We start from the raw sequence: 16,935 nt of genomic DNA, 5'->3' as shown, positions 1-16,935 counted from the left end.
CACGACCATGACGCACCATTCCGCCGGCGACGCGCCGGATCGCTTCGACGACGACCTCGATCTCCTCGCCGACCTGCTGGACGCCGAGGGGATCGACGCGTCGGCGGGCGCCGGGATCCCGCGCCGCGCGCCGGACGCGCCGGTGCCCATGTCGTTCTCGCAGGAGCTGCTGTGGCTCCTCGATCGCGCGACGCCGGGCATGACGGCGTACAACCTCATGGTGTCGCGCCGCCTGCGCGGCGCGCTCGACGTCGCGGCGCTGGAGCGCGCGCTGTCGCTGCTCGCCGCACGGCACGAGTCGCTGCGCGTGCGCTTCGCCGACGTCGACGGCGAGCACCGCCTGCTCGTCGACCCGCCGGCGCCCGTCGCGCTCGACGTCGTGGATCTGAGCGGCGCGGCGTGGCCCGAGCGCGAGGCGGAGCGCGTGTCGCGCGAGCGCGGCCGCCGGCCGTTCGACCTCGCGAAGGAGCACCTGTTCCGCGCCACGCTGCTCGTGCTCGGCCCCGCGGACCACGTGCTGCTGCTGGAGTCGCACCACATCGTGCTCGACGGCTGGTCGTTAGGCATCCTGCTCCGCGAGCTGGCCCCGGCGTACGCGGCGTTCCGGGGCGGGCGGGAAGCGTCGCTGCCCGAGGTGCCGGTGCAGTTCGGCGACTTCGCGGCGTGGCAGCGCGCGCAGCTCTCGGGTGAGCGGCTGGAGAAGCTCCTCGCGTTCTGGCGCGCGCAGCTCGGCGAGGCGACGGAGCCGCTCGCGCTCCCCACCGACCGTCCGCGCGCGGCGGTGCCGACGTTCGCCGGCGCGCGCGCGACCGCGACGCTGTCGGCGGACACGCTCGCCGCGGTGCGCGCGCTCGCCCAGCGCCACGACGCGACGCTGTACATGGTGCTGCTCGCGGCCTACGCGACCGTCCTGCACCGCTACACCGGCCGCGCGAACGTCCTGATCGGCTCGGGGAGCGCGGGCCGCTCGGCGCGCGAGCTGGAGTCGGTGGTCGGGTACCTGAACAACACGCTCGTGCAGCGCGCCGACTTCACCGGCGACCCCACGTTCGCCGAGCTGCTCGGCCGCGTGCGCGCGAGCGCGCTCGGCGCGTACGACCATCAGGAGGTGCCGCTGGAGAAGCTCGTGCTCGAGCTGCGCCAGGGGCAGGAGCGGTTGGCCGACGCGCCGCTGTTCGAGGTCGTGCTCACGATGCAGGACACCGGCGCGTCGACCGCGCTCGCGCTCGACGGCGTGACCGTCGAGCCGTTCGGCGTCGACATGGCGGCGACGAAGTTCGACCTCACGCTGCTCGTGTCCGAGCGCGCGGACGGGCTGCAGCTCGTGGCGCAGTATCGCTCGGAGCTGTTCGAGCCGGCGACGATCCAGCGGTTCCTCGGCCATCTCGCGACGGTGCTGGAGAGCGCGGCGGCCGACGCGACGCAGCGCGTGTCGCGCATGCCTCTGGCGACGGCGGCGGAGCGCGCGGAGCTGGCGGCGTGGAACGAGACCGCGGCGGACGAGGGCGCTCCCGCCACGCTCGTCGCGCTGTTCGAGGCGCAGGCGGCGCGGGTGCCGGAGCGCACGGCGGTCGTCGGCGCGGACGCGGCGCTGTCGTACGCGCAGCTGAACGCGCGGGCGAACGCGCTCGCGGGGCAGCTGCGGTCGTTGGGCGTGACGCCTAACGCGCCCGTGGGCTTGCTGCTCGATCGCTCGGCCGAGGCGATCGTCGGGCTGTTCGGCATCCTCAAGGCGGGCGGGGCGTACATGCCGCTGTCGGTCGAGGCGCCGGGGGCGCGGCTCGCGACGCAGCTCACGGAGAGCGGGGCCAAGGTCGTCGTCACCGACGCGGCCGGGGCCGGGAAGCTGCCGGCATCCGTGCAGGCGGTCACGCTCGATTCGTTAGGCGCGCTTTCGGGCGCCAGCATCGAGCCGACGGCGACGCCGGACGATCTCGCGTATGTGCTCTACACGTCGGGCTCGACGGGCACGCCCAAGGGTGTCGCCGTGACGCACGCGAACGCGGTGCACTATGCGCGCGCGATCTCGCGGGTGCTCGGCACGCTCGATGGGCTGCAGTTCGGCATGGTGAGCACGCTCGCCGCGGACCTCGGGAACACGGCGCTCCTGCCCTCGCTCATCGCGGGCGGGACGCTACACGTGCTCTCGAAGGACGTGACGACGGATCCGGCGCGGTTCGCGGAGTACGTCGCGGCGCATCCGCTCGACGTGATCAAGGCGACGCCGAACCACGCGCAGGCACTCGGGGCGCTGCCCCGTCAGTGGCTGGTCGTCGGCGGCGAGGCACTGCGACCGGAAGTCGCGCGGACGTTCCTGAACGCGGGGACGTGCCGGGTGCTCAATCACTATGGCCCGACCGAGACCACCGTCGGCGTCCTCACCCACGAGGTCACCACGGCCTCGTTGAGCGGGCAGACGGTGCCGTTAGGCAAGCCGCTCGCGAACACGCACGCGTACGTGGTCGACACGTTCGGCAATGAGCAGCCGGTGGGGATTCCCGGCGAGCTGCTGATCGGGGGCGCGGGTGTGGCGCGCGGGTACCTCAACCGCGACGACCTGACGGCCGAGCGGTTCGTCGCGTTCCATGGCGAGCGTGTCTACCGCACCGGGGACCGCGTGAGGCGGCTCCCGGATGGAAGCATCGAGTTCCTGGGCCGCGTGGACGATCAGGTGAAGGTGCGCGGCTTCCGCGTGGAGCTGGGCGAGATCGAGCAGGTGCTGCGCGCGAATCCCGGCGTGGCGCAGGCCGTCGTCGTCCTCAATGAGGAAGAACTGGTGGCGTACGCGGTGCCGAAGCAGGCAGGCTACGCGGTGTCGCACTCGGATCGGCCGACGCGCGAGAAGCTGGTCGAGTGGCTGGCCGCGCAGCTGCCGGAATACATGGTGCCGAGCGCGGTCGTGCTGCTCGACGCGCTGCCGCTGACGCCGAACGGCAAGGTCGACAAGCGCGCGCTCCCGGCCCCCGACGCGAGCGCCGCGGCGGCCGACACCTACGTCGCCCCGCGCACGCCGACCGAGGAGCAGCTCGCGACCATCTGGGCCGAGGTGCTGAAGAAGGAGCGCGTCGGCGTGACCGACAACTTCATGGACCTCGGCGGCCACTCGCTCATGGCCATCCGCGTGCTGGGCCGCATCAGCAAGACGTTCGGCGTGCGGCTCGCGCTGCGCACCCTGTTCGAGACCCCCACCGTCGAGCAGCTCGCCGCGCGCATCGACGCCGAGCGCGGTGCGGGCACGCCGCCGGCCGGCCCGTCGGGCGGTATCGGCAGCGTGTCGCGCGACGCCTATCGTATCGGTAAGCCCGCCCCCGCCGGCCCCCCCCCGCCGGCGCGAGCCACTGAGGAGTGCAGATGTCCGGTTCCACGCTCGACCCGCACGCCACGCCGCCGTTCACCGCGGCCAGCGAGACCGTCATGCTCCCGGCGTCGTTCGCCCAGGAGCTGCTGTGGCTCGCCGACCGCGCCGCGCCCGGCAACGTCGCCTACAACATCCCGCGCACGCGGCGTCTCCGCGGCCCGCTCGACGTCGACGCGCTGCATCGCGCGTTCGACGCGCTCGTCGCGCGCCACGAGATCCTGCGCACCACGTACGCGACGCACGACGACCAGGCGGTGCAGGTGATCCACCCGCCGCGGCCCGTGCCGTTCGACGTCGTCGACCTCTCGTCGCTCGCCGCCGACGCGCGCGAGGCGGAGGCGCTGCGCGTGGTGCGCGAGCGGAGCGCGCGGCCGTTCGACCTCGCGTCGGATCTGCTGCTGCGCGTGACGCTGCTGCGCCTCGCCGCCGACGAACACGTGCTGCTGTTCGAGTCGCACCACATCGCGTTCGACGGCTGGTCGCGCGACGTCGTGTTCCGCGAGCTCGCCGCGCTCTACGAGGCGCTCGCGGCGGGGCGCGACGCGGATCTTCCGGCGCTTCCCATCCAGTTCGCCGACTACGCGATCTGGCAGCGCGAGCAGCTCCAGGGCGACCGGCTCGCCTCGCTGCTCGGCTGGTGGCGCGAGGAGCTCGGCGACGCGGAGCACGTGCTGCGGCTCCCGACCGACTTCGCGCGGCCGAACGTCTCGAGGTACGAGGGCGTCGCGCGCACGGTGCACCTCGACGCCGCGCTGCGCGACGGCATTCGCAAGCTCGGCCAGCGCCACGACGCGACGCCGTACATGGTGATCCTCGCGGCGTATGCGACCGTGCTGCACCGCTACACCGGGCAGCAGGACGTGCTCGTCGGGTCGCCGATCGCGGGGCGCGCGCAGCCGGAGACGGAAGGGCTCATCGGGTATCTCGCGAACACCATCGTGCAGCGCGCGCGCTTCGCCGCCGATCCGACGTTCGGCGCGCTGCTGTCGCGCCTGCGCGAGAGCGCGCTCGGTGCGTACGATCACCAGGACGTGCCGTTCGAGAAGCTCGTGCTGGAGCTCGAGGGCCGCACCGCGGTCGGCGTCGCGCCGCTGTTCCAGGTCGTGCTCACCCAGCTCGACTCGTCGCAGCTCCCGTCGCCGCGCATGGGCGAGGTGGTGCTGGAGCCGTTCGGCCTCGACGCGGCGACGACGAAGTTCGACCTCACGCTGTTCATGAGCGACCGCCCCGACGGCCTCGCGCTCACGCTGCGCGCGCGCACGGACCTGCATCGGCCCGACTCGGTCGAGCGGTTCCTCGCGCACGTGAAGCAGGTGCTGGAGGCGGCGGTGGCCGACGCCGACGTTCGCGTGTCGCGGATCCCGCTGCTCACGGAGTCGGAGCGGACGCAGCTCGCGGCATGGAACGACACGGCCGCCGACACGGGCGCGCCGGCGACGTTGGTCGCGCTGTTCGAGGCGGAGGCGGCGCGCGTGCCGGAGCGCACGGCGGTCGTCGGCGCGGACGCGGCCCTGTCGTACGCGGATCTCGACGCGCGCACGAACCGGCTCGCGCGCCATCTCCACTCGCTCGGCGTGGTGCCTAACGCGCCGGTCGGCCTGCTGCTCGACCGCTCGGCCGACGCGATCGTCGGCCTGTTGGGCATCCTCAAGGCGGGCGGCGCGTACATGCCGCTCTCGGTGGACGCCCCGGCGGCCCGTCTCGCGACCCAGCTCACCGAGAGCGGAGCCAAGGTCGTGGTGACCGATGCGGTGGGTGCGGCGAAGCTGCCTGCAGCCGTGCAGGCGGTCACGCTCGATGCCGCGGCGTTAGGCGTCCTCGCGGACACGAGTCTCGAGCGCACGGCGACGCCGGGCGATCTGGCGTACGTGCTCTACACCTCCGGGTCGACGGGCACGCCGAAGGGCGTCGCCGTCACGCACGCGAACGCGGTGCACTACGCGCGCGCGATCGCGCGGGTGCTCGGCACGCTCGATGGGCTGCAGTTCGGCATGGTCAGCACGCTCGCGGCCGACCTCGGCAACACCGCGCTTCTGCCGTCGCTCATCGCGGGCGGCACGCTGCACGTGCTCTCCAAGGAGGTGACGACGGATCCCGCGCGGTTCGCGGAGTACGTCGCGGCGCACCCGCTCGACGTGATCAAGGCGACGCCGAACCACGGGCAGGCACTCGGGGCGCTGCCCCGCCAGTGGCTCGTCGTCGGCGGCGAGGCACTGCGGCCGGAAGTCGCGCGGACGTTCCTGAACGCCGGGACGTGCCGGGTGCTCAATCACTATGGGCCCACGGAGACCACCGTCGGCGTGCTGACCCACGAGGTGACACCCGACTCGTTAGGCGGCCCGACCGTGCCGTTAGGCAAGCCGCTCGCGAACACGCATGCGTACGTGGTCGACACGTTCGGCAACGAGCAGCCAGTCGGGATCCCCGGCGAGCTGCTGATCGGCGGCGCCGGTGTCGCGCGTGGGTACCTGAAGCGGGACGATCTGACCGCCGAGCGGTTCGTGACGTTCAAAGGCGAGCGCGTGTACCGCACGGGCGACCGCGTGCGCCGCCTCCCCGATGGCAGCATCGAGTTCCTCGGCCGCGTGGACGATCAGGTGAAGGTGCGTGGCTTCCGCGTGGAGCTGGGCGAGATCGAGCAGGTCCTGCGCGCGAATCCCGGCGTCGCGCAGGCCGTCGTCGTGCTGCGGGACGAGGCGCTCGTGGCGTACGCGGTGCCGAAGCAGGCGGGTTACGCGGTGAGCCACAGCGACCGGCCGACGCGCGAGAAGCTGATCGAGTGGCTGGCGGCGCAGCTGCCGGAGTACATGGTGCCGAGCGCGGTGGTGCTGCTCGACACGCTGCCGCTGACGCCGAACGGCAAGGTCGACAAGCGCGCGCTCCCGGCCCCCGACGCGAGCGCCGCGGCGGTCGACACCTATGTCGCCCCGCGTACGCCGACCGAGGAGCAGCTCGCCGCGATCTGGGCGGACGTCCTGAAGAAGGAGCGCGTCGGCGTGACCGACAACTTCATGGACCTCGGCGGCCACTCGCTCATGGCCATCCGGATGCTCGGCAAGATCAGCAAGACGTTCGGCATCCGCCTCCCCATCCGCGCGCTGTTCGAGACGCCGACGGTGGAGCAGCTCGCGTCGCGCATCGACACCGAGCTGCGCCTCGCCGCGCTCGAGGAGATGAGCGAGGAGGACGCGCTGCGCCTGCTCGAAGAGGGGAGCGGCACGACGTGAGCGAGGGCGCCCCGGCCCTGGACAGGGCGCTGGAGGAGCGGCTCGCGAAGATGTCGCCCGCGAAGCGGGCGCTCTTCCTCAAGGCCGCCGGCCTGCCCGTCGACTACGCGCCGCCGGCCGCGCGCACCGGCATCCCGCGCCGACCGGCGGGCACGCCGGCGCCGCTGTCGTTCGCGCAGGAGCTGCTCTGGCTGCTCCAGGCCGCGAACCCCGGCTTCTTCGCGTACAACGCGCCGCGCGCCTACCGCCTGCGCGGGCCGCTCGACGTGCGCGCGCTCCAGCGCGCGCTCGACGCGCACGTCGAGCGGCACGAGATCTACCGCTCCGTCGTGCGCGCCACGGACGACGGCCCGGTGCAGGAGGTGCGTCCCGCGCGCCCGGTGACGCTGCGCGTGGAAGATCTGCGAGAGGCAGGCGAGGCGGTCGTCGCCGACCGCGCGCGCGACGTGATGCGCGAGCCGTTCGACCTCGCGCGCGACCAGCTGCTGCGCGCCGCGCTGTTCCGCGTCGGCGACGACGAGCACGTGCTCGTCCTCGTCTCGCACCACATCGCGAGCGACGGCTGGTCGCGCGGCGTGATGTTCCGCGAGCTCGCCGCGTCCTACGAGGCCGCGCTCGCCGACGTCGACGCCGAGCTGCCGCCGCTGCCGATCCAGTACGGCGACTTCGCCGCGTGGCAGCGCGAGCACCTGTCGGGCGAGCGGCTCGAGCGGCTGCTCGCGTTCTGGCGCGACACGCTCGCCGGCGCGCCGCACGCGCTCGAGCTGCCGACCGACCGGCCACTCTCCGGTCTGCCGTCGGCCGAGGGGGCGCGCGTGCAGGCGCTGTTCCCGCCGGAGCTCGCGGCCGCGCTGAAGGCGCTCGCCCGCGCGCACGACGCGACGCTGTTCATGACGCTGCTCGCCGCGTGGCAGGTGCTGCTCGCGCGCTATACGGGGCAGGACGACGTGCTGGTGGGCACGCCGATCGCCGGCCGCACGCGGCCCGAGGTCGAGGGACTCGTCGGCTACTTCGCGGACACGCTCGTCGTGCGCGCGCGACTCGGCGGCGCGCCGACGTTCGCCGAGCACCTCGCGCGCGTGCGCGAGACGAGCCTCGCCGCGTTCGACCATCAGGAGGTGCCGTACGAGAAGCTCGTGCTCGAGCTGGCGTCGGCGCGCGGCGGCAGCACGGCGCCGCTGTTCCAGTCGCTGTTCACGCTGCACGACGACCGCCCCGAGCGGCTGGGGCTCGCCGGCGTGCAGGTGGAGCGCTTCGCCGCCGACGGCGGATGGACGAAGGCCGACGTGAGCCTCTCGGCCGCCGACCGCGCCGACGGGCTCGCGGTGGTACTCGAGTACCGCACCGACGCGTTCGACCGCGACCGCATGGAGCGGATGCTCGACCATCTCCGCACGCTGCTCGAGGGGATCGTCGCCGCGCCGGACACGCCGGTCACGCGGCTGCCGCTCATCGGCGCCGCCGAGCGCGCGCGGATGGACGCGTGGAACGACACGGCGCGCGAGTACTCGCACGACAGCACGCTGATCGCCCGCATCGAGGCCGCGGTCGACCGCGTGCCTAACGCGATCGCGCTCCAGGTCGGCCGCGAGACGCTGACGTTCGCCGAGCTCGATGCGCGCGCGAACCGGCTCGCGCGCCGGCTGAAGCGCGAGGGCGTCGGGCCCGGCGTCGGCGTCGCGCTCTGCTTCGAGCGGTCGTTCGAGCTCGTGGTGGGCCAGCTCGCGGCGATGAAGGCGGGCGGCCACTACGTGCCGCTCGATCCGGACTACCCCGAGGACCGCATCGCGTACATGCTCGAGGACTCCGCGGCCCCGGTGGTGCTCACCGACCGCGCGCACCGCGGCGTGCTCCCGCCGAGTGCGACGAACGTCCTCGAGCTCGACGCGTGCTGGCCCGAGATCGCGCGCGAGAGCGGCGACCGGCTGCCTAACGACGCGGCCCCGAGCGACCTCGCGTACGTCATCTACACCTCCGGCTCCACCGGGCGGCCGAAAGGCGTGATGATCCCGCATCGCGCGGTCGTCAACTACGTCGAGTGGATGCAGCGCGCGTTCCCGCTGCGCGCCGACGACTGCGTGCTGCAGAAGGCCCCGGCGAGCTTCGACGCGTCGATCTGGGAGTTCTTCCTCCCGCTCGTCGCCGGCGTGCGGCTCTTGCTCGCGAAGCCGGGCGGCCATCAGGATCCCGACTACCTGATGGGCACCGTCACACGCGACGGCGTCACGATCATGCAGCTCGTGCCGTCGCAGCTGCAGATGGTGCTGGAGACGCCGTCGGCGGAGGCGCTGAGCCGGCTGCGGCTGCTCGTCTCCGGCGGCGAGGCGCTTCCCGGCGACCTGCTCGCGCGCCTCGATCGCATCGCACCGGTGAAGCTCACGAACCTGTACGGCCCCACCGAGTGCACGGTGTACGCGACGTCGTGGACGCACGACCCGCGCGTCGACGGGCCGCACGACGGATCGCCGGTGCCGATCGGCCGGCCGATCGACAACGCGCGCGTCTACGTCGTGCACCCGGACACGCTCGAGCGCCAGCCGTTGGGCATCCCCGGCGAGCTGCTCATCGGCGGCGTGCAGGTCGCGCGCGGCTACCGCAATCGGGCGGAGCTCACGGCGGAGAAGTTCATCCGAGATCCGTTCGGGACTCGGGACTCGGGACTCGGGACTCGGGAGGGAGAAGCGTCCGAGTCCCGAGTCCCGAGTCCCGAGTCCCGAGTCTATCGGACGGGAGATCTCGCCCGCCTCCGCGCCGATGGCATCGTCGAGTACCTCGGGCGCATCGACAACCAGGTCAAGCTGCGCGGCTTCCGCATCGAGCTCGGCGAGATCGAGGAAGCGCTCGCGCGGCATCGCGCGGTGCGGCAGTGCGTGGTGCTGTTGCGCGAGGACGTGCCGGGTGACAAGCGGCTCGTCGCGTACGTCGCCTACCAGCCCGGCGCGGCCGACGACGCCGCGGCGCTGCGCGAGTTCCTGCGCGCCCAGCTTCCCGAGTACATGGTCCCGGCGGTGTTCGTCGCGCTCGACGCCATCCCGCTGAACGCGAACGGCAAGGCCGACCGCCGCGCGCTCCCCGCGCCCGCGGGCGCCGAGTCCACCGGCTCCGCCACGCCGTACGCGCCGCCGCGCACGACGCTCGAGCACGAGCTGGTGGAGATCTGGGAGTCGCTGCTCCGCCATCGCCCGATCGGCATCCACGACGACTTCTTCGCCGTCGGCGGCCACTCGCTGCTCGCCATGCGCATGCTCGTCGAGATCGAGCGCGTGCGCGGGCACCGGCTCGCCGTCGCCACGCTGTTCGAGCACAGCACCATCGAGGCGCTCGCGCGCGTGCTCGCCGGCGAGGTGGAGGCGGCGGGCGAGCCGCCGCTCGTCGTGCTGAACCCCGACGCCGCGGGCACGCCGCTCGTGTTCGTGCACGGCGACGTGCGCGGCGGCGGGTGGTACTGTCGCCGGCTCGCGCGGTACCTGCCCGAGCGGCCGCTCATCGTGCTGCCGACGGTGCGCCCCGACGCGCCGCACGGCACCGAGGCGCCGGCGACGATCGAGGCGATGGCGCGCCGCCACGTCGCGGAGCTGCGCCGCGTGCGGCCGCACGGCCCGTATCTCGTCGGTGGGTTCTGCGTCGGCGGGCTCGTGGCGTACGAGATCGCGCAGCAGCTCGCCGCCGCCGGCGAGCGCGTGGAGCTGCTCGTCCTCGTCGACACCGCCGCGCTGAACGCGCCGTTCCGTCGGCTCGTGCCGCTGCTCGCCGCGGTCGACGCGCTCACGCCGAGCGCGCGGCGACTCGACCGCCGCGCGGGGATCCTGCGCAGCGCGCGCTACTACCGTGGCCGCGTGGTCGACGTCGCGCGCCGGCCGCTCGGCGAGCAGCTCGCGTGGGTGTCGCGCAACGTCCGGCGCCGCCTGGCCGGTACGCGGCCTAACGGAGTGCCTAACGCGGCCCCCGCCGCCGCGCCTGACGGCGCGCCGCCGGTCGACGCGCGGCTCGGCGAGGACGAGCGGCTCATGGGCGCCGGCGCGGCCGGGCCGGGGCTCGCCACGCTGCTCCACCAGCAGCGCGCGGCGGTCGCGTACGTACAGCGGCCGTACGCCGGCGCGGTGCACGTCGTCTGGGCGAGCGAGGTGCTCGGCGCGCGGCGCGATCCCACGCGTGGATGGGGGCGGCTCGTGCGCGGGGTGCGCGTGAGCGAGGTCCCGTCGTCGCACGTGGGGCTCATCACGCGTCATCTGCCCGCGTTCGCCGAGCGGCTCGCCGCCGTCGTGCGCGACGCCGATCGCTCGTGACCGACGGCTGGCGTGCGGTCGCCGCGCCGCCCGCGCTGCGACCGGGTGACGCGCACGTCTGGCGCGTCCGGCTCGACGCCGCCGACGAGCTGCCCGCGCTGCGCGCGCTGCTCTCCGACGACGAGCGCGCGCGCATGGACCGCTTCCACCGCCCGGCCGACCGGGTCCGCTTCGGCGTCGCCCACGGCTGGCTGCGGCGCGTGCTCGCCGCGTATCTCGACGCGGCGCCGTCGGCGCTCGCGTTCGGGGTGGGGGAGCACGGCAAGCCGTTCCTCCGCGACGCCGCGCTCGAGTTCAACCTCTCGCATTCCGGCGACCTCGCGCTCGTCGCCGTCGCCGCGCACGGGCCGGTGGGCGTCGACGTCGAGCGCTGGGACCGGGCCGTGGAGTGCCTGGAGCTGGCCGAGCGATTCTTCTCCCCCGCGGAGCTGGGGGCGCTGCACGCGCTCCGCGAGGACGACGCGCGCGTCGTCGAGGGCTTCTTCGCCACCTGGTCGCGGAAGGAGGCGTACCTGAAGGCGACGGGCCACGGCATCACGCGCGGCCTGCGGCACTTCGACGTCCCGTTCGCGCCCGGCGGCGCGGCCGCGCTCGTCGCCGACCGGCTCGACGTCGAGGCCACGGGACGCTGGGCGATCACCGGGCTCGCAGCCGCCCCCGGCTACAGCGCGGCACTCGTCGCCGCCGCGCCGCTAAGAGCTCTCAATCTGCTGGAGCCGCCCGCGACGGGGTGGGGTAGCAGATGACCATGCCTCGTCTCTCGCTCGCTCCGATCGTGTTCGTCCTGCTCGCCGCGTGCACCGGCCGGGACCACGGGCCGCGCACCGCCCACGCCGCGACCCTGCCACCCCGCACTGCCACCGCGACCGGCGACGGCTTCGTGATGCGCACCGTGCGCGACGGCGGCGTGGACTACCGGTACCAGGTCTTCGTTCCCCGCGCGTACGACGCCGAGCGTCGGCTGCCGGTGATCCTGTACCTCCACGGTTCGGGCGCCATGGGGACCGACGGGCAGCAGCAGACGCTCGCCGGCCTCGGCGAGACGGTGCGGGCGCGGCGGGACAGCTTCCCGGCCATCGTCGTGTTCCCGCAGGCGCCGAAGCTGGAGCACGGGGTCGGGCGCGCGATCTTCGCCCGCATCGCCATGCGCGCGCTCGACGACGCGACGCGCGAGTTCCACGGCGACAGCGCGCGCACCTATCTCACCGGCTACTCGTTCGGCGCGAAGCTGGGCTACGAGCTGCTGGCGGAGAACCCGAGCCGGTTCGCGGCGTACGTGCCCGTCTCCGGCGAGGTGTGCGTCGTCTGTCTCACCGACCGTCCGGCCGGGGCGAACGCCGACTCCGTGCTCCACGCCGTGATCCAGCGCGCCGGCCCGGTGCCGATGTGGCTCTTCCACGGCCGTCGCGACGGGAGCATCCCGGTGGCGAGCGCGCGCCGGATCGTCCGCATCCGGCAGGACATGGGCGCGCCGGTCCGGTACACCGAGCTGCCGGACGGCACCCACGACATCTGGCACGAGGCCTACGAGACCCCGGGGCTGTTCGACTGGCTCCTGGCGCAGCACCGGTAGCTCACGTCGGAGAAGTTCGCCGCGAGCGTGCGCCCCGTCACGCCGCGGCCCATCCGGCTGCGGTCGCACGAGACCGGGGCGCGTCCGACCGGGTAGAACGCATGGGAGCCGCGCGTGCGCGGCCGTCGGTGTCTGCCACTTCTCGGAGGGAAAATGCGCGGCGATGTCCGGAGCCTGTTCGCCCTGTTCGCCTGCACGATCGTGTCGGTCGCGGCGTGCGGCGGGGGCGGATCCCCGACCGAGCTGCTGAGCGGCACCCCCGCGGTCACGACGCCGTCGGGTGGGGGAACGAGCACGACCGGCACCACGGTGCCCGAGGCGGGGACGTTCGTGAAGCGCACCGTGACGGTCGGCGGCGTGGCCTACCCGTACCAGGTCTTCGTCCCCGCGGCGTACACCACGGGCACGACGTGGCCGGTGGTGATGGCGCTCCATGGCGGCCACGGACGCGGCAGCGACGGCAACCTGCAGGTGCAGCAGGGGCTCGCGCTCGTCGTGAAGGCGCAGGCGGCGACGTTCCCCGCGTTCGGCGTGTTCCCGCAGATCCCGGCCGGCGAGACGTTCCCGCGCGAGACGATGCTCGCGATCGCGACGGCGGCGCTCGATCAGGTCGTGGCGACGTATCGCATCGACCCGAAGCGCGAGTACCTCACCGGCATCTCGTTCGGCGGCGTGCTCGCGTACACCATCGCGTACCGCAGCCCGACGCGCTTCGCCGCGTTCGTGCCGATCTCGTGCGCCCCGGCCGACGCCGAGATCCTCGGCGTGTCGACCGCCGCGGCGCAGTCGTCGTTCCCGGCGGTCGCGCAGGCGCTGCGCACGGTGCCGATGTGGCTCTTCCACGGCCACAACGACGCGCAGTTCAGCGTCGCGCTGCCGCGCGCCATGGTCGCCGCGCTGCAGAGCGCCGGCGGCACCGTGAAGTACACCGAGTACCCCACCGGCACGCACAGCGAGAACACGTGGGACACGGCGTACGCGACGCCGGATCTCTACACGTGGATGTTCGCGCAGCATCGCTGACGCTTTTCGTTTGAACCGCAGAGGGACGCGGAGGGCCGCAGAGGACAACACTTGCAGTCCTCTGCGGCCCTCTGCGTCCTCTGCGGTTCAACGAACAGGATCAGCCCCCGATCACGATCCGCTCGTCCACCGGCACGAACCGGTACTGCGACCCCGGCGCCGTGAAGAAGCCGTCGTTCCCGAGGTCGGGCAGGTCGGCGCCGAGGTAGTAGCGGAACACGCGGCGCAGGACGTTGACGTGGGTGCTCGAGTCGGCGAACATCGCCGCCCCGCCGTCCGGCATGTAGAACGCGCCTAACGCGCCGAGCCGCTCGGCGACGATCGAGTCCTGTGGTGCGCGCGTCTTCTCGCCCGGTCGGCGGCTGATCGTGCCGTGGTCGCCGACGAGGATGATGATCGGCGGCGTGGCGGAGCGGCGCAGCAGCTCGGAGACGACACCGAGCACCTGCGTGTTCGCGCAGTGCACCGCGCCGAGGAACAGCTTCGTCGGCCCCGGGTTCTCCATCATGCCCGCGATGCGCCCCTCGCCGTTGATCGGCCGGCACCGATCGTCGAGCACGATCGGCTGGTGCGGCAGCATGAAGTGCGCGAACGTGAACGTCGGCGCGCTGTCCGCGGGCACCTCGGGCAGCGCGCGGAACTCGTCGAGCATGTACTCCGCGTCGTAGTTGTGGCGGAACGCGCGGAACTTCGAGAGCAGCGTCGAGCGGAAGATCGTGCGGCGCAGCTCCCCGCGCAGCAGCGCCGCGCGCACCGGGCTGCGCACGCGCGCGTCCGCGAACGTGCGGTCGGCGATCGGGCTGCGGCGCGTCGGCTCGAACCAGAACGTCGGGTACAGCACGTAGCGGTAGCCCTGCGACTTCAGGAACCGCGCGGCACGGTTCTGCTGGATGAGCCGCGTGGGGAACGTGTGGTCCTGCGACTCCGGCGCGAGCGCGCGCGCCAGCAGGGTGTCGTGCTCGAAGTTGAGCATCGACGACAGCGACAGGATCGTGTGCGTGTAGTTGCTGCGGTTGTGCTGCGGGATCGTGAAGCCGAGCGCGCGCAGGCTGTCGAGGAACGCGCCGTTGTCGTACGCGAACTTCTGCCGCAGCACCGACGCGTTCGGGTAGCCGTCGAGCACGAACAGGTAGATGTCGCGCTTCGGTCCCGGGCGGGCGAGCGCCGGGCGCACCGGCACCGGCGCGTTCACGAGCTTCCAGATCGCGCTCTCGTCGATGCGGCGCGCGCTGCGCGCGTTCTCCACCACCACGTGCGCCGTCGCGTTGCCGACGAGCAGCAGGCCGGCGAGCGTCACGAACTTGCCGAGCGCGCCGAGGATCCAGCGCCGCCGCAGCGCGAGCCACGCGAGCGCCGCGGAGCCGAGCAGCAGCATGCCGCCGAGCACCGTCGCCCGCCCGAGCGGCCGCCACACGCCGGCCAGCGCCTCGGCGAGGGGCATGTAGTACAGCACCCACACGACGCCCAACGCGGCGAGCAGCGCGCCGCGCGCGAGCGGCTCGTCGCGGCCGAGCAGCCGCGCCACGGCCGCGCCGGCGAGCATCGCCACGGCGACGACGCCCGCGAGCACGGCGACGATCAGCACCAGGTCGCTCACCGAGTACGTCCCCGCCTTCCCGGCGGCGACGTCGAGCACCGGGAAGACCCCGAGCAGCAGCGGGTACAGCGCGGCGAGCACCGTCCACCGGCTGCGGCGCGCCGGCGCACCGCCCGGCGTGTGCGGCCCGCGCGCGACGTCGGGCGTGAGCGGCGAGGTGCCTAACGGCGCTCCAACAGATACAGCCATCGCTCGGACTCCTCCACGGGTACGCACGCCGCCGTCGTGAAGTGGGGCGCGAACGCGGCCTCGAACCCCTCGCGGGTGTAGCCGGGGAACACGTCCTCGCGGTTCGTCAGCAGTCGACGCACCTGCGAGTCGCTCTTCGGGACGAACTCGATCACGACCCACCGGCCGAGCTGCGCGAGGTACGCCGCGACGCGCTCGAGCGGGACGTTGTTGGAGATCGCGAGGTGGTGCACGAGCGCCAGCGCGAGCACGAGATCCGCCGGTCCGCGCTCGGCCAGCGACATGCGCTCCTCGTGCGCCCACCCCTGCGCCGGCGACGGGTTCGTGAGGTCGAGCACGAACGGCGTGATCCCGCGCTCGCCGCTCGCCTTGATCGCGCGATGGTTGCGCTCCACCGCCGCCGGATCGATGTCGAACGACAGCACCGTCGGCACGCCGGCGTCACGCACCGCGCGGCTGAACAGCCCCGTGTTCGCGCCGAGGTCCCACGCCACGCGCGCGCCGGCGCGGCTCGCGAACTCCGCCACGCGCGCCTTCTTCGCGTCGTGCGCGCGGTCGCTGTAGTTCGTGTTCGTCGTATAGTCCGCCCACTCCGTGCCCGCGGGCTCCCACTTCAGCCCTTCCACGGAGTCGCGCAGGCTCGTGAGGAAGTTGCGGAGTGCCGCCGTCGTCATGCGGCGGCCGCCCGTCTCCGCCTTCACGTCGGCGTGCTGATACTTCTGCTGCGCGCGCGCGTGCAGGTGGATGTGCAGCAGCATCGACGGGCTGAATCGCGTGCGCGTCGGCAGCAGCTTGCTCGCGAGGTCGAGCGGGATACCGTTCAGGTACTGCCGCTGAAGCGCCGCGCACCGCACGTCGGTGTGCGCCATGAGCGCGAGCGGGGCGAGGAAGTGCTCGCAGAACTGCCGGTACGCGATCCACGGCTCCCCGACCGTGTAGCGTCCGATCGACAGCGTGTCGATGAGGATCGGCCGGCCGTCGACGAACTGCACGTTGTACGCGCTCGCGTCGCGCAGGGCGAACCCCCGGTCGAGCGCGCGCCGCTGCACGTCGAGCGTGAGGAGCGCGGCGTCCTTCAGCTGCCCGAACGACCACTCGTAGGGATACGAGATGAACGGCACGCGCTCCGGGCGGAGCACCACGTGGGCGTCCGGTGTCGCGGCGGCGGCTGGATCGTCTTCCGCATGCGCGACGAGGAGCCCGGCGGATGCGAGCTCCTCGTAGAGTCCCGAGGCGCGCACCGCGTCGTACTCCTCGGCGAACACCCGGTTGACCTGCCGATACAGCGTGCCGTTCTTCGTGTACACGAACCCGCTCGGGTCTCGAAAGGACCCGGCGACGACCTGCAGCGTCATCGCGACTCTCGGCGCCCGAAGAGGGACTTGATGCCGAGCACGATGTTCCGGCGGACGTTCTTCGCGAGGGCGAGCACGGACACCAGGCCTGCGGCGAGCATCTGCAGGATCATGCTGCCCGCGGCGGGATCGATGTACACGGGGAAGCTCCGACGTGGCGGTGAGGGAGACGGTGCCGCGACAACGGGGGTCCACGGCGCTCCAGTGGTGCCCGGCCACGGTAACGCCCAGGTCACGAAAGGGCAACGCCGCGCGGGCGTGGCGCCCGTGCGCTCGCGCGTACGCGCTCACCAGGCTTGCCCGGATTCCCTGGACGGACATACGCTA

Annotated in this window: 8 protein-coding genes and 1 pseudogene; 6 read left to right on the top strand and 3 right to left on the bottom strand. The window is 73.1% G+C overall.

What is annotated here, in order from left to right:
* Positions 1-7 precede the first annotated feature (7 nt).
* From J421_RS30365 to J421_RS30340, 6 genes and pseudogenes are all read left to right on the top strand, one after another.
* A pseudogene (locus J421_RS30365) lies at positions 8-3,154 on the top strand (non-ribosomal peptide synthetase); the annotation flags it as partial.
* A 197-nt stretch (positions 3,155-3,351) separates the two neighbouring features.
* Positions 3,352-6,585 (top strand): non-ribosomal peptide synthetase, encoded by a 3,234-nt coding sequence (locus tag J421_RS30360; protein ID WP_025414893.1) that lies wholly within the window; start codon positions 3,352-3,354, stop codon positions 6,583-6,585.
* Complete coding sequence (locus J421_RS30355; RefSeq protein ID WP_025414892.1) at positions 6,582-10,871, top strand: non-ribosomal peptide synthetase; 4,290 nt, start codon at positions 6,582-6,584, stop codon at positions 10,869-10,871. The genes J421_RS30360 and J421_RS30355 overlap by 4 nt, the downstream gene beginning before the upstream one ends.
* Complete coding sequence (locus J421_RS30350; protein ID WP_025414891.1) at positions 10,868-11,617, top strand: 4'-phosphopantetheinyl transferase family protein; 750 nt, start codon at positions 10,868-10,870, stop codon at positions 11,615-11,617. Before J421_RS30355 ends, J421_RS30350 begins: the two co-directional genes overlap by 4 nt.
* A 2-nt stretch (positions 11,618-11,619) precedes the next feature.
* Positions 11,620-12,444 (top strand): carboxylesterase family protein, encoded by an 825-nt coding sequence (locus J421_RS30345; RefSeq protein WP_104023516.1) that lies wholly within the window; start codon positions 11,620-11,622, stop codon positions 12,442-12,444.
* Positions 12,445-12,597: 153 nt separating this feature from the next.
* Positions 12,598-13,467, top strand: a complete 870-nt coding sequence (locus J421_RS30340; RefSeq protein WP_025414889.1) for a carboxylesterase family protein — start codon at positions 12,598-12,600, stop codon at positions 13,465-13,467.
* A 100-nt stretch (positions 13,468-13,567) separates the two neighbouring features.
* On the opposite strand, the gene J421_RS30335 is transcribed toward J421_RS30340, so the two are convergent.
* Genes J421_RS30335 through J421_RS33300 form a run of 3 tightly spaced genes read right to left on the bottom strand, consistent with a single transcriptional unit; the run spans position 13,568 to position 16,748 of the window.
* On the bottom strand, positions 13,568-15,253 hold the full coding sequence (locus J421_RS30335; RefSeq protein WP_148306640.1) for a hypothetical protein: 1,686 nt from the start codon (positions 15,251-15,253) through the stop codon (positions 13,568-13,570).
* Positions 15,226-16,608, bottom strand: coding sequence for a class I SAM-dependent methyltransferase (locus J421_RS30330; RefSeq protein ID WP_104023515.1), 1,383 nt, complete (start codon positions 16,606-16,608; stop codon positions 15,226-15,228). The genes J421_RS30335 and J421_RS30330 overlap by 28 nt, the downstream gene beginning before the upstream one ends.
* Positions 16,605-16,748: a hypothetical protein gene (locus J421_RS33300; RefSeq protein WP_158508995.1), complete on the bottom strand. Its 144-nt coding sequence runs from the start codon at positions 16,746-16,748 to the stop codon at positions 16,605-16,607. Before J421_RS33300 ends, J421_RS30330 begins: the two co-directional genes overlap by 4 nt.
* Between the last annotated feature and the right edge of the window lie 187 nt (positions 16,749-16,935).

This window comes from Gemmatirosa kalamazoonensis, assembly GCF_000522985.1.
Taxonomy (GTDB): Bacteria; Gemmatimonadota; Gemmatimonadetes; order Gemmatimonadales; family Gemmatimonadaceae; genus Gemmatirosa; species Gemmatirosa kalamazoonensis.
The sequence above is the reverse complement of the archived record's forward strand: the minus strand, read 5'-3'. Positions and strand labels throughout refer to the sequence as shown.